General features: G+C 61.4%; 16 protein-coding genes and 1 riboswitch. Of the genes, 4 read left to right on the top strand and 12 right to left on the bottom strand.

Translation table 11 applies throughout. The features are described from left to right. Positions 1 to 89 precede the first annotated feature (89 nt). The 3 genes from metW to AC1DY9_RS16415 all read right to left on the bottom strand — a co-directional run bounded on the left by metW (position 90) and on the right by AC1DY9_RS16415 (position 2,548). A complete protein-coding gene (metW, locus tag AC1DY9_RS16425; RefSeq protein WP_457281915.1) occupies positions 90 to 698 on the bottom strand; it encodes a methionine biosynthesis protein MetW in 609 nt (202 codons plus the stop codon). Further along, positions 695 to 1,855 (bottom strand): homoserine O-succinyltransferase MetX, encoded by a 1,161-nt coding sequence (metX, locus tag AC1DY9_RS16420; RefSeq protein ID WP_457281914.1) that lies wholly within the window; start codon positions 1,853 to 1,855, stop codon positions 695 to 697. Before metX ends, metW begins: the two co-directional genes overlap by 4 nt. Positions 1,856 to 1,990: 135 nt before the next feature. Then, complete coding sequence (locus AC1DY9_RS16415) at positions 1,991 to 2,548, bottom strand: TMEM165/GDT1 family protein (protein WP_457281913.1); 558 nt, start codon at positions 2,546 to 2,548, stop codon at positions 1,991 to 1,993. Next, positions 2,538 to 2,740: riboswitch (yybP-ykoY riboswitch) on the bottom strand. Its footprint overlaps the gene before it by 11 nt. A 159-nt stretch (positions 2,741 to 2,899) precedes the next feature. Here AC1DY9_RS16415 and AC1DY9_RS16410 point away from each other — a divergent pair. Then, on the top strand, positions 2,900 to 4,102 hold the full coding sequence (locus tag AC1DY9_RS16410; protein WP_457281912.1) for an ammonium transporter: 1,203 nt from the start codon (positions 2,900 to 2,902) through the stop codon (positions 4,100 to 4,102). A 45-nt stretch (positions 4,103 to 4,147) separates the two neighbouring features. On the opposite strand, the gene AC1DY9_RS16405 is transcribed toward AC1DY9_RS16410, so the two are convergent. The 5 genes from AC1DY9_RS16405 to AC1DY9_RS16385 form a co-directional block, all read right to left on the bottom strand. After that, complete coding sequence (locus tag AC1DY9_RS16405) at positions 4,148 to 4,636, bottom strand: DoxX family protein (RefSeq protein WP_457281911.1); 489 nt, start codon at positions 4,634 to 4,636, stop codon at positions 4,148 to 4,150. A 42-nt stretch (positions 4,637 to 4,678) separates the two neighbouring features. Next, positions 4,679 to 5,536, bottom strand: coding sequence for an HvfC/BufC family peptide modification chaperone (locus AC1DY9_RS16400; protein ID WP_457281910.1), 858 nt, complete (start codon positions 5,534 to 5,536; stop codon positions 4,679 to 4,681). Then, the gene (bufB, locus tag AC1DY9_RS16395; protein ID WP_457281909.1) at positions 5,533 to 6,417 is read right to left on the bottom strand and encodes an MNIO family bufferin maturase; all 885 of its coding nucleotides are present in this window, start codon (positions 6,415 to 6,417) and stop codon (positions 5,533 to 5,535) included. The genes AC1DY9_RS16400 and bufB overlap by 4 nt, the downstream gene beginning before the upstream one ends. A gap of 91 nt (positions 6,418 to 6,508) precedes the next feature. Next, positions 6,509 to 6,790 (bottom strand): BufA1 family periplasmic bufferin-type metallophore, encoded by a 282-nt coding sequence (locus AC1DY9_RS16390; RefSeq protein WP_457281908.1) that lies wholly within the window; start codon positions 6,788 to 6,790, stop codon positions 6,509 to 6,511. A gap of 171 nt (positions 6,791 to 6,961) precedes the next feature. Further along, positions 6,962 to 7,618 (bottom strand): peroxiredoxin family protein, encoded by a 657-nt coding sequence (locus AC1DY9_RS16385; protein WP_477667053.1) that lies wholly within the window; start codon positions 7,616 to 7,618, stop codon positions 6,962 to 6,964. Between the two features lie 51 nt (positions 7,619 to 7,669). Between AC1DY9_RS16385 and AC1DY9_RS16380 the strand changes: the two genes are divergently transcribed. The 3 genes from AC1DY9_RS16380 (at position 7,670) to AC1DY9_RS16370 (ending at position 9,612) form a co-directional block, all read left to right on the top strand. Beyond that, positions 7,670 to 8,236 (top strand): sigma-70 family RNA polymerase sigma factor, encoded by a 567-nt coding sequence (locus AC1DY9_RS16380; RefSeq protein ID WP_477667052.1) that lies wholly within the window; start codon positions 7,670 to 7,672, stop codon positions 8,234 to 8,236. A gap of 17 nt (positions 8,237 to 8,253) precedes the next feature. Next, positions 8,254 to 8,505 (top strand): zf-HC2 domain-containing protein, encoded by a 252-nt coding sequence (locus tag AC1DY9_RS16375; protein WP_457281905.1) that lies wholly within the window; start codon positions 8,254 to 8,256, stop codon positions 8,503 to 8,505. A gap of 639 nt (positions 8,506 to 9,144) precedes the next feature. Next, a complete protein-coding gene (locus tag AC1DY9_RS16370; RefSeq protein WP_477667051.1) occupies positions 9,145 to 9,612 on the top strand; it encodes an RNA recognition motif domain-containing protein in 468 nt (155 codons plus the stop codon). A 151-nt stretch (positions 9,613 to 9,763) separates the two neighbouring features. Here the strand turns inward: AC1DY9_RS16370 and AC1DY9_RS16365 are convergent, their stop codons facing one another. The 4 genes from AC1DY9_RS16365 to AC1DY9_RS16350 all read right to left on the bottom strand — a co-directional run bounded on the left by AC1DY9_RS16365 (position 9,764) and on the right by AC1DY9_RS16350 (position 12,942). Further along, on the bottom strand, positions 9,764 to 10,540 hold the full coding sequence (locus tag AC1DY9_RS16365) for an SDR family oxidoreductase (RefSeq protein ID WP_457281903.1): 777 nt from the start codon (positions 10,538 to 10,540) through the stop codon (positions 9,764 to 9,766). A 31-nt stretch (positions 10,541 to 10,571) separates the two neighbouring features. Continuing rightward, positions 10,572 to 11,237 (bottom strand): LPS export ABC transporter periplasmic protein LptC, encoded by a 666-nt coding sequence (gene lptC, locus AC1DY9_RS16360; RefSeq protein ID WP_457282087.1) that lies wholly within the window; start codon positions 11,235 to 11,237, stop codon positions 10,572 to 10,574. 77 nt (positions 11,238 to 11,314) lie between these two features. Further along, positions 11,315 to 11,911, bottom strand: coding sequence for a KdsC family phosphatase (locus AC1DY9_RS16355; protein ID WP_477667050.1), 597 nt, complete (start codon positions 11,909 to 11,911; stop codon positions 11,315 to 11,317). A 38-nt stretch (positions 11,912 to 11,949) separates the two neighbouring features. Then, entirely contained in the window at positions 11,950 to 12,942 is a 993-nt protein-coding gene (locus AC1DY9_RS16350; RefSeq protein WP_457281901.1) for a KpsF/GutQ family sugar-phosphate isomerase, read from the bottom strand. Positions 12,943 to 13,028: the final 86 nt, after the last annotated feature.

Here is a 13,028-nt window from a genome sequence, read left to right as displayed (position 1 = left end):
TGGACGGGACACCGTCTATCTGTGAAGATTCGGGAGGCTGAAATCCCGATGCGCGAATACTAACACCAGAGCGCGTCCTTGCGCCAATCCTAACTCCGCTGGAACTTGAAAACCGCCCGGCTGGCACGGGCATTCGGCCAAAAGCGGACTTCGCGGCCATCCTGCAAGCCGAAGGAATCCAGGATCTGCAACTGGTTTTGCAGCGCAAGCGCTTCAAAATCCTGCAGCGTGCCGACACGGATGTTGGGCGTGTCATACCACTGGTAAGGCAACACCTTCGTTACCGGCATGCGGCCGCGCGCAACAGCCAGGCGGTTGGGCCAGTGGCCGAAGTTGGGAAACACGACGATGCCGGCGCGGCCTACACGCGCGGTTTCACGCAGCATGGTTTCGGCGTTGTGCAGGTGTTGCAGCGTGTCGATCTGCAGCACCACGTCAAACGAGCGGTCGCCAAACAGCGCCAGGCCCGCTTCCAGGTTGAGCTGGATCACGTTGACGCCGCGCGCCACGCAGGCCTGGACGTTGGCGTCGTTGATCTCGACGCCGTAGCCCGAGCAGCCGCGTTCACGGATCAGGTAGTCCAGCAGCTCGCCGGTGCCGCAGCCCAGGTCAAGCACGCGGGAGCCGTGGGGCACCAGCCGGGCGATCGACAACATATCGGCCGAAGGCTGCACATTGAGTTCGACGGGCAGGTTCATACGGCCACCTTGCTCTGGAAGTAGGAACGCACCACACCGAGATAGCGGTCATCCTCCAGCAAAAAAGCATCATGGCCGTGCGGTGCGTCGATTTCGGCGTAGCTCACATCACGCTGGTTGTCGAGCAGCGCCTTAACGATTTCGCGGCTGCGCGCGGGGGAAAAGCGCCAGTCGGTGGTGAAACTCACGAGCAGGAACCTGGCCGTCACATGGGCCAGCGCCTGGGTGAGGTTGCCGCCATACACCCGGGCTGGGTCGAAGTAGTCGAGCGCGCGGGTAATCAGCAAATAGGTGTTGGCGTCAAAGTACTCGCTGAATTTGTCGCCCTGGTAGCGCAGGTAGCTTTCGATTTCGAACTCGATGTCTTGCGTCGTGTATTTATAGGGGGCATCGGCATTCACCGTCTCGGCTACCGCTTGCCGTAACTGACGGCCGAACTTCTCGTTCATCACGTCGTCGCTCAGGTAAGTGATGTGGCCGATCATGCGGGCGATGCGCAAGCCGCGTTTGGGCAGCACGCCGTGACGGTAGAAATGGCCGCCGTGAAAATCGGGATCGGTCACGATGGCGCGGCGGGCGACTTCGTTGAAGGCGATGTTCTCGGCGGTGAGGTTGGGCGCGCTGGCCACCACCACGGCGTGGCGCACGCGGTCGGGGTATTGCAGCGTCCAGGCCAGTGCCTGCATGCCGCCCAGGCTGCCTCCCATCACGGCGGCCAGGGTCTGGATGCCCAGGCGGTCCAGCAGGCGGGCCTGGGCGCTGACCCAGTCCTGCACTGTGACGACGGGGAAGTCGGCGCCGTAGAGCTCCTGCGTGTCGGGGTTGGGCTGCATGGGCCCGGTGGAGCCGAAGCAGGAGCCTAAATTGTTGACGCCAATGACGAAGAAGCGGTCAGTGTCGACCGGCTTGCCGGGGCCGATCATGGTGTCCCACCAGCCTTCGGATTTGGCTATCGGCTGGCCCTGCGCATCGAGGTACACGCCCGCCACATGGTGCGAGGCATTGAGCGCGTGGCAGATCAGCACGGCGTTGGATTTGTCGGCGTTGAGCTCGCCGTAGGTCTCATAGCTCAGGTCGTAGGCGCGTATTGACGCGCCGCTCTGCAGCGGTAGCGCCTCAACGAAATGCATGCTGAGCGGGGTGGCAATAAGTGTCAAAAAATCACCTGCTGAAAACAAAAAACCCGGCATCGCTAAAGCGAGTCCGGGTTTTTGGATGTCGTCTTTAGCTGTACTTTTTAAGCGCCCGCAAGCTGAGCAAATCGGCGCTGTGGACAGTATAGCAAGCCGGGGTCACATCAAAAGCGCAGCCAGGCCCAGGCCCGCAAAGATGATCGCCGACACAATGTGCACAGCGCGCAGCGGCACCAGGCGCGTGACGCGCTCACCGAGCCAGACCACCGGCGCGTTCGCCAGCATCATGCCCAGGGTGGTGCCCGCGACCACGCTGACGATGGCGTCGTAGCGCGCGGCCAGCATCACGGTGGCGATCTGTGTCTTGTCGCCCATTTCCGCCAGGAAGAAGACCAGCACGGTGGTGAAGAACACGCCGTAGCGCGGCGGCTTTTCCTCCTCGTCCGCGTCCAGCTTGTCGGGCACCAGCATCCACGCCGCCATTGCCAGAAACGAGGCGCCCAGGATCCAGCGCAGCATTTGAGGGCCGATCAGCGTGGTGACCCAGGCGCCGGCGGCGCCGGCCAATGCGTGGTTGACCAGGGTCGCGACAAAGATACCGGAGACGATGGGCCAGGGCTTCTTGAAGCGGGCAGCGAGGATAAGCGCGAGGAGTTGCGTCTTGTCGCCCATTTCGGCGAGGGCGACGATGCCCGTTGAGACGAGGAAAGCTTCCATTCAAAAAAACTCCGGCCGAAAACCCATGACTGCACGGCATCCCCGGCCTGAAGCGGAGGCTGTGTAGTCAAAGGTCTCGCGTGATCCGAAGACCGCTTGCGCCATGTCCAGAAGAACAGGTTCCAAGGACAAGTCTGTTGACGCAAGCCCCTTTCAGGATTGAAAGGCTGGCTACTCCCCAATGACAGCTTTCATTATATCGGCGGGCGTCCAAGCGCTTTCAGACTGAAATGGTGCGCACAGTTGTTCGCTCGCACACTTGAGGCGCATTTCTTGCTTGTATTTGGTGCGATTATGGGAATTTTTCTGGAATCGCACCAATAAATAGCAATTTCATTTGAAGAGGGACTTATGGAAGCACTAAAACAGGGCTCAGATGCCTTGTTCATCCTGCTGGGCGGCATCATGGTGCTCGCCATGCACGCCGGTTTTGCCTTTCTGGAACTGGGCACGGTTCGCAAAAAGAACCAGGTCAATGCCCTGGTCAAGATCCTGGTGGACTTCTCGGTATCCACCGTGGTGTATTTCATGGTGGGCTATGGCGTAGCCTACGGCACCCATTTTTTCGTTGGCGCAGAGCAATTGGCGGCCAAAAACGGCTATGAGCTGGTCAAGTTCTTTTTCCTGCTGACCTTTGCCGCAGCCATTCCAGCGATTATTTCGGGCGGCATCGCCGAGCGGGCGCGCTTTTATCCGCAGCTCATCGCGACCGCCGTCATCGTCGGTTTCGTCTACCCCTTCTTCGAAGGCATCGTCTGGAACCAGCACTTCGGGGTGCAGGCCTGGATCAAATCGCTGACCGGTGCGGAGTTTCATGATTTCGCGGGCTCCATCGTGGTTCACGCCGTGGGCGGCTGGCTGGCCTTGCCGGCGGTGATTTTGCTGGGCGCGCGCAGCAACCGCTACCGCAAGGACGGCGCAGTGTCGGCCCATCCGCCTTCGAACATTCCTTTTCTGGCCCTGGGTGCCTGGATCCTCACTGTGGGCTGGTTCGGCTTTAACGTGATGAGCGCACAGACCATCGACAAAATCTCCGGCCTGGTCGCCGTCAACTCCCTGATGGCCATGGTCGGCGGCACACTCGCCGCCCTGGTGTTTGGCAAGAATGACCCGGGGTTTGTGCACAACGGGCCGCTGGCCGGTCTGGTGGCGGTATGCGCAGGCTCAGACCTGATGCATCCGCTGGGCGCGCTGGTGACGGGCGGCGTCGCCGGCGGCGTGTTCGTCGTGATGTTCACGCTGACGCAGAACAAATGGAAGATTGACGACGTACTGGGCGTCTGGCCGCTGCATGGCTTGTGCGGCCTGTGGGGTGGCATCGCGGCCGGCATCTTCGGCAACCAGACCCTGGGGGGGCTGGGCGGTGTGAGCTTTGGCGCCCAGCTGCTGGGCAGCGCCATGGGCGTGGCCTGGGCGCTGCTGGCGGGCTTTACTGTCTATGGCGCCCTCAAGTCCACGATGGGCCTCAGGCTGAGTCAGGAAGAAGAATTTGAAGGTGCGGATTTGTCCGTCCACCGCATTGGCGCCACACCGGATCGCGAAGTCAACTGGTGAGAGGATGAAGCTGGGATAGAGCCCTGCGAGAGCCCTATTTCATTATTAATGTCCGCGTTGAAGGCGTTGTACCACCCAGCGGTCCAGCGACCATGGGCCCAGGCCGTAAATGGCCAGCCCCGCCAGCAGCGAGCCCCAGAACACATGCTGCTGCAGGGCGGCCGGCGCAATCTCGCTGAGCGAGATCACCGCCACGGCATTCACCACGAACAGCCCCAGGGGCGAAAACCGCCCTCCCAGGCCCAGCACGAGCAGAACCGGCAAGGCGATCTCGCCTGCAGTACCCATGGCTGCGGCCAAAGCGGGCGGCAGCAAAGGGACTTTGTACTCGTCGGTGAAGAGGGCTACGGTGATTTCCCAGTCCCTCAGCTTGGTCAGGCCCGAGAGAAAGAAGACCTGCGCGATGTACAACCGGGCCAGCAGGGCTGCAAGCGGCTGGAACGAATCCAGCAAGCGTGTCAGCAGGCGCCACAGGCCCAGGCCGCGCTGCAAAACGCTTGCTCGACTTGCATGGGCGGTGTTGACGGTGTTCATGGATGTTCCCCTTGGGTTGTTATGAAAATTAAAAGAACTGCGCTAAGCGGCACGAACCGGCCGGGAATTCAGATGCGTCAATCGGTACGCCCCCGTGACAAGGCCATCTTGCACGGCCGGGCCCAGCCAGTTTTCGAAGCTGAACGCCGCTGTGGATTCCATCGCGCCGCTCGGCGCACATTCCAGTGCACTCCCCAGCACAGCTTCCAGCGAGCGCCCGGCTTGAAGCGCCGCCAGCAAGGCATATTCAGCCGCAGTGACGGCGCACGCACGAGGCTTGAAGCCTTGCCGCCAGATCAGCGCGTGCTCCGCCGCGCCGGCGCGCAGCAACGCAGCCGCCTCAGCCAACGCAGGCTCGCCCAGCAGGTGGGCGTTGACAATGCTGGCCACCGGATAACCGCTGGCCAGCAGAAAAACACCGGCGCCCAAGGTCAGCGTGATCTCTGCAGGATCAGCCTCTGATAGCAGGGCAAAAGAACGCGGATCGGGCCGGGCGTCGGCGGCTGTCGCTGCCTGGTGCAGCGCCCACTCAACGCGGGCGACGTCGCCCAGGTAGGGTTCGTCCGCCAGTTGCGGGGCGGCCTCCAGGAAAGCCGCGAGCGCATCGCCCCAGCAAGCCATGTCGCCCCGGCAGGGAGGATGGCGCAGCCAGAAATGCCGCGCCAGCGCCGCAAAACTCTCGCCCCCGATCAGCTGCGCCAGCACCGGATAGGCCGCGCCCAGCGCCCGTTCCGCCAACGCCAGCCCGTTGGCCTGGTAGGCCTGCAAACCCCGGCGCGCCAGCGGTGCATAAGCCCCTCCTGGCTGAAGGTGAGACCAGAGGCCGCTGTCGTCGCGCTCGCCCAGCAGGGCGTGCAGCAATGCTTGCTGTTGCCGGGCCAGCATGTCGATTCCGTTCATGCGCTCACCGCCTGCGGAGCGCCTGCCGTGATGCTTCGCGCGTGTACGGCTTCCTCCAACAGCACCTGCAACGGCGGAATGTCGGTGTCCCATTCCACCAGCGCCGGCACGCTGCCAAAGCGCTGCCGGGCGCGACGATAGATCTGCCAGACGTCGGCGCACACGCGGCTGCCGTGATCGTCGATCACGATGTCACCGCCATCATGATGGCCGGCCAGGTGAAGTTCACCCACGCAGCCGGGCGGAATCTGCTCCAGCCAATTCAGGCAAGCGGCCAATGGGTCGGCCTCGTTGCCGGCAAGGCGAGCGTTGAGCGCATTGACATAGATATTGTTCACGTCGACCAGCAGGCCACAACCCGTGCGCGCCACCAGCTCACGAAGAAATGTGGTCTCCTCGCGATCCGAACTGTTGAAGTGCAGATAGGCCGACAGGTTTTCCACCAGCAGCGGCCGTTTCAGCCGGTCCTGCACGCGCTGCACGTTGGCGCAGATCACGTCCAGCGCCGCATTGTTGAAGGCAAGGGGCAGCAGGTCCGCGGCGTGGAGCTCGCGGCCCGCCGACGCGCCTCGCGCAAAACAGGCATGGTCGGAAACGCGGATTGGCTCGATGCGTGCCACCAGGCGGGCCAGCTGATCGAGATGCCAGGCATCGATGCCGCAGACCGAACCCAGGGCCAGCCCGACACCGTGCAGGCTGACAGGATAGTGTTCACGCGCCTGGCTCAGCACGGCCAGCGCGGCACCACCTTCCGCAAAAAAATTCTCGGAATGGACCTCGATGAAATCCACATCAGGCAAGGACTCCAGCAGCTCGCCGTAATGGGGGTGCCGCCAGCCGATCCCGCAGGTGGCAGTGCCCGTGTGATGTGAGGGGGACATGGTGAATGCTGTGCTGGTCTGGCGGAAGGGATCTAGAGGGGCTGCCGGCTACACGGCATGCCCGACTTTTTGCCTTGGCAAAGATGCGTGCTCAGCTCTTCTTTTCCATGGCCTTCATCTTGGCCTGCTCTGCGGTCATGCCCTTCATGCTGGCGCAAGTGCCCTTGGCAACATATTTCCATTCGTTGGCATCGGCGCCGACCTTGGACTGGCCGGCGCAGGAGTGCGTGCCGCTCAGGTTGGCGCAGTCGTTCTGCCCGGCGGTAGTGATGCCGTAGCACTTTTCTTTTTCCTGGGCGGCGGCGGGCGCTGCGACGAACATGGTGGACAGCAGGGAGGCTGCAGCGGCGGCAATCATGGCGCGTTGGTTCATGGTGAAAGCTCCTGTTAATTCGTGAAGTGTGAAAGTTGAATAAAACAACCACGGCAGAATTTTTTTGTTTTTCTGTGTGGTTGCGAATTAGTCTGACCCGCTCCGGTTTTCTTACGCGTGCCAAAAAATTTTTTTGCGCCGGACCGGATCGTTAGCCCACGCCTGCTTTTGCTACAGCAAATCGGCGATGCGATCCCAGGCTTCGGGAGGGATGCGGCCCACATAGCGCTCGACCACATTACCTGTCTTGTCGACGAGAAATGCGGCCGGCAGCTGCAGGGGCTTGCCGATGTTGTCTTTGTAGCCGCCGTCACCTGTCCACAGCTGCACAAACCGCTGCTTCACGGGAATGGTGCGGGAAATGATGCGTTCGTAATCGAGGAAATCCTGCATGCGCGAGTCGGTGTTGACGGCGACAAGTTCAAAAGGTTTGCCTGCCCAACCCTCGTAGTTGTTTCGCAGCTCAGGCATCTTGTCGCGGCACACAGCGCAGCCGGTTGACCAGAACATCACCAGCACCACCTTGCCCTTCAGCGAAGCCAGCCTGAAGGGTGCGCCCTCAATCGTCTTGCCCTCGATCTGCGGCACGGCGGCGGGCACCATCGCGGGGGCAGGTGCGCTTGCGGCCCTGGCAGCTGCCGGGACTTGGGCGATGGCTGATGCAATTGACATCAGGGACGCAAGAGACAAGAGCAAGGCCCGCCCGTAAATTCCGTTGGGCTGGCGGCTGGCGGTTTGGGAAAACGTGTGTTCGGTCGGGCTCATGGCGATGTCCTTGGCGGTGGTGTATTGGGTAGTAGTCGCAGCCCAGCCACGGTCCTTACGCATTTCGTCCGATTTTTTCTGGCAAGGCGGCCGCGTGCGGCTAGACTTCCGGCCATGCCTACTTTTGAAGAGCAGCTGGTTGAACACCGCGTCTATCTCCTTCGTTTTGCGCGCCTGCAGCTGCGCAACGATGAATGGGCCGAGGACGCCGTGTCGGAAACGTTGCTGGCGGCTTTATCCAAGCCGCAGTCTTTCGGCAACCGCTCCCAGCTCAAGACGTGGCTTGTCGGCATTCTCAAGCACAAGGTCATTGACCTGATCCGCAGCAATGCGCGCATGGTGGCGGTGCCGGACGCCCACGGCGACGAAGAGGGTGACGAGCTCGACCGGCTCTCTTTCCGGGCCGACGGGCATTTCACCGAGCCGCCCAACGACTGGGGCAATCCGGACCAGACCCTGCAGCAGGTTCAGTTCTTCCAGGTACTGGACGCATGCATGGAACGCCTGCCACCTGCACTGGGGCGGCTGTTCCTGATGCGTGAGTGGCTGGAGCTTTCCTCGCAGGAAGTCTGTAAGGAACTCTCACTGACACCGACCAACCTGTATGTCCAGTTGCATCGGGCACGCCTGCGCCTGCAGGAGTGCCTGAATATCCACTGGTTTGGCAAACTCAGCACCTGACACGGCCGGCCCTTAACGTGAAACCCAACATTACCCTGTTAAGACGCACCTGCCGCGAGGCTGCGGCATTGCTGATCGCGCGGGAAGACCGCGCACTCCGTTTGCCCGACCACATTGCGCTCAAGCTGCATCTTCTGGCCTGCGATGCCTGCCCGAAGTTTGAGAACCAGATTCTGACCATGCGCGCCGCGATGACGCAGTGGCGCAACTATTCGGATCTTGCCGAGGCTGGCTCCACCGAATTGCCGCCCGATATTCGTCCCAAATAACGCGCCGCCGAACGAGCGAAGGCGGTCGCCATCTCATCGAATAAATATGGATTCGGATTGAATCATTGCAATTTTTTGTAACTATTTTCCTTCCGCGCGCGCGTCAACTGTCCTGCTTATGGCTTTTAACGGACACATCCTCGCTTCCAGCATCAGGGCTGTCCAGAGAGAACTTACGACTCTGATTTCTTCGCGCCGGTAGCCTCTATTCATTGGTAAATCCATAAACAGTAGGCGCTAACTTATTAAGCAGGGCCGTAAATTCGGGCCACTAATAGCGCTTTATTGTTAAACACCCGCGTAGCTGGTGCGAAAACCTCATCCCGGGCTTTTTGTTGTGCCATCTTCAATAGAAGTGCTTTGGGTTACCCTCCGCGGCCTTCAAGTCAGCGGGCAGGTCGATACAAAAATCGTAAACAAACCCGGGAAGCCCCTGTTTATGCGGGCTTGCGAGGCCCAGGCAGTAACGCCAGCTGGTTGTCTTTTTGATAACTGACGCATAATATGCCGGTGCGAGTGTCACTATTCGCACACGTTAGGTGATCGGTCAGTTTCGCGCGCTACAGCGGTACGTATCAAGATTTGTTGTGCTTTCGGGACCCCATCGCTTTTGTTTTTGTGTTTTAGAGGAGTCCCTTCATGGGCAACAAACTTTACGTCGGCAACCTGCCGTACTCGGTCCGCGACGAAGACCTGCAACAATCTTTTGGCCAATTTGGCGCTGTCACCAGCGCTAAAGTCATGATGGAACGCGACACCGGTCGCTCCAAAGGCTTTGGCTTTGTCGAAATGGGCAGCGATGCAGAAGCCCAGGCAGCTATCAACGGCATGAACGGCCAGCCTCTGGGCGGCCGTAGCGTTGTCGTGAACGAAGCACGTCCCATGGAGGCACGTCCTCCACGTAGCGGCGGCTTCGGCGGCGGCGGYGGTGGTGGCGGCTACGGTGGTGGTGGCGGCGACCGTTCCGGCGGTGGTGGCTACGGCGGTGGCGGCGGTGGTCGCTCCGGCGGCGGTGGCGACGGCGGTTTCCGCAGCCCCTACGGCGGCGGCGGTAGCGGCGGTGGCCGTTCCGGTGGTGGCGGCGGTGGTGGACGCGGCGGCTACTAAGCCCTGCAGAACCCCCTCTTCAGCCTCTGGTTGAAGAGCGCTTAAAAGGCTTCAAGACTTCGGTTTTGAAGCCTTTTTGCTTTGTAGTGCCCAATAAATGGGCGCGAGCAGCTCCTGTTTTGATAGCGCAGCGCGCAAAAGCGCCCGGCTCTCAGCTCTCGCCCTGGCGATGCTTGCGTGCGCGGCCAGACAAAGCCTTGTCGAACACCGCATTGGGCAGCAGACGCAACAGCTTGGCCACCACACCCATTTGCCAGGGGATCACCCGGTAGCTGCACCCCGCCTGGATGGTGGCAAACGCTTTTTCGGCAAATACCTCGGCCTTCATCAGAAACGGCATGGCATAGCGGTTTTCGCGGGTCAGCGGCGTGTCGATGTAACCTGGGCAAATCGTCACCACCTTCACGCCACTGGGGCGCAGTTCCCCGCGCAGGCTTTCGCAATAGGCGATGACTGCAGCCTTGCTCGCGCAATAGGCGCCATGGCCGGGAAGGCCCCGTATGCCGGCCACGCTGCCAATACCAACCAGTGTTCCTGTGCCTCGCGAAACCATGCCGGCGATGAACGGGTGAAAGGTGGCTGCGACACCGATATTGTTGGTCGCAAAAGTCCGGGCCATGACCTCAAGGTCAGCACGCACCGCGGAGTCCATGCCGATGCTGATACCGGCATTGGCAATCACCACATCGGGCACGCCCTGCGCGGCGATGCAAGCCTCGCCGGCGGACACAATGCTGTCGATGTCGGATACGTCTGCGCCGTAGACCTGGTAGCGGCTCGCACTGATGGCATGGGTCTCGGCCCAGGCCTGGACCTCGGCGGTTCTGCGAGCAGCCAGCGCCAGCCGATAGCCTGCAGAATAAAAACGCAGTGCCAATGCCTGACCGATACCGCTGGAAGCGCCGGTGATAAATACGAGTCTGGACATGGTGGGCAGTCGTTGATTAGAGAGTGTCGCGTTAGCGGGTCGCTGGTGCGTTGCTTGCCGGATTGACGGGTGGTGCAGGCGTGAGAGTGGGCAAGGTACCAGCACCTGCAGCGCTGGCCGCGGAACGCGGGACGAGAATGCCGCGGACACGTCCCTTGAGATCGGCCACCTGGTCCAGGTTGTCGTAGGCAAAAGTGTCACCGGTGAACTGGTCGGTGCCGCGAATCAGCAGCACCGGTTTGTGCGACTTCACGCGCTCGTCATTCAGGAAGGCATGAAGAAACTCACCGCGAAATTCCATGCGCGGCGTTTCCTTCCCGTTCGCATCCTGGCTCGCCTCCCTGACCACTACCGCATTGCCCGTCAACTGCACTTCCGATCCATCACCGTTGGTGTAGGCCCGGTTGGCCGTAGCCGTCGTGATGCGCTTTTCCACATTAATGCTGCGGATGCGCACCTGGTCAATTTCCAGGATGTCGGTGTCGGCGAAATGCCGGGCCTCTGTCCCATAAATTTCGCTCTTGAGCTGGCCCCCGTCGTCAAACGTCTTGACGGTGAACTTGCGCATGAAATAGTCCACATCGTGGCTCGCCTCCCTGGCCACTTCCGGCGTGCTGAAGATCGGGGTGTTGCGCACAAGCCAGTAGGTACCCAGCGCCAGCACCCCCATCATCACCAGCGGCATGTAAATGGCCATGCTGTCCCAGACGCGCAGAAAGCGTCGCCACACATTTTTCAGGTGCAGCAGGGCGCCGCGGTTCTTCGCCGCGGTGCTCACTGGCTGTACTCCTGAAGGAGCCCGGCATAGCGTCCGCTGGCAACCAGCAGCACATCACAGAACTCGCGTGCGGCGCCATGGCCACCAGGTGCTTGTGTCACATGATGGGCCATCGCACGAACCTCCGCGTGCGCATTGATCGGCGCGCAGCTCAATGCCACACGGGACAGAACAGGCAGGTCGGGCCAGTCGTCACCCATGGCTGCGGCAGCGCTCCAGTCCAGCCCCAGGGCCTGCAGCGTGAGCTCGGCGGCCGGGCGTTTGTCCTCCGTACCGAAATGGGCATGGGTGATGCCGAGTGCCTGCAAACGTGCGCGCAGCACGTGGCTATCGCGCCCGGTGATGACGGCGGGAGTAATGCCGGCCCTCTGGAGCAACTTGAGGCCATGGCCGTCCAGCGTGTTGAACCGTTTGACGATCTCACCCGAAGCGCGATAACCACCTGACGCCACAGCCAGTTCATGGCCGTCGGGGTATTCGGAAAAATACAGGCCACCGTCCGTGAGTACGCCGTCAACGTCAAAAAATGCCACCTTGATGCCTTGCGCGCGCAGCAGCAGTTCAGGCGGAAAGCTCAGTGTTGGAGTAAGCATCTATCGTTTCACCGCAAGCCAAATAACGGGTGCAAGTGTCATATCACTTTTGCGCGCATCAGGTCGTTGGTATTCAGCGCCCCGCATAACACCCCTGCGTCGTCCACAACCAGCACGCTGGTGATGCGGTGCTGCTCCATCAATGCCACAGCCTCGACAGCCAGCGAATCCGGCTGTATCGTGCGCGGATTGGCGCGCATCACATCGCCCGCCTTGCTGCTGCGCAGGTCCACGCCTTTTTCGACCAGCCGGCGTAAATCGCCGTCGGTAAATATACCGAGCACCCGCCGGCTGCCGTCCACCACCGCAGAAGCCCCAAGTCCCTTGGCGCTCATTTCACGCATGAGATCGGTGAAGCTGGTATCAGCCAGCACTTGCGGCACCGCATCGCCGCTGCGCATCACGTCACTGACATGCGTGAGCAGCTTGCGGCCGAGCGCACCGCCCGGGTGGGAGCGGGCAAAGTCTTCTTCCTTGAAACCGCGCGCATCCAGCAAGGCGACGGCCAGCGCGTCACCCAGGGCGAGCTGCGCGGTCGTGCTGGCCGTCGGCGCCAGGTTGAGCGGACAGGCTTCCTGCGCCACGCTGCTGTCGAGCGTCACCCGTGCATGCCGGGCAAGCGTGGACTGTGCGCCCCCGGTAATTGCCACCATCGGTACGCCCTGACGGCTTAACACCGGCAGGATCATCGTCAACTCGGCACTCTCGCCGCTGTTGGAAATTGCGAGTACTACGTCGATGGCCTTGATCATGCCCAGGTCGCCGTGGCTGGCTTCAGCCGGATGCACAAACATGGCAGGTGTTCCGGTGGAGGCGAGTGTGGCGGCAATCTTGCGGCCTATATGGCCGCTTTTTCCCATGCCCATGACAACCACTCGGCCGCGGCACTGCAGCATCAACTCCACGGCCTGGGCAAACTCATCGCCCAGCCGTCCCACCAGGCCCAGCACAGCGGCGGCTTCTATTTCAAAAGTCTTCCTGGCTAGGCTCAGCACCTGTTCGGCATCAAAATTCACGGCGTCAAGGCTCATGGCTGCATTCTATAGAGGCGGGCAGGCCCCATCCTGCCGGCCTGCCGCCGCGTGAATGGGCCTTTGCCGCCTGCAAATCGTCAAGG

This window comes from Polaromonas sp. P1_F6, from assembly GCF_056405695.1.
The sequence above is the reverse complement of the archived record's forward strand: the minus strand, read 5'-3'. Positions and strand labels throughout refer to the sequence as shown.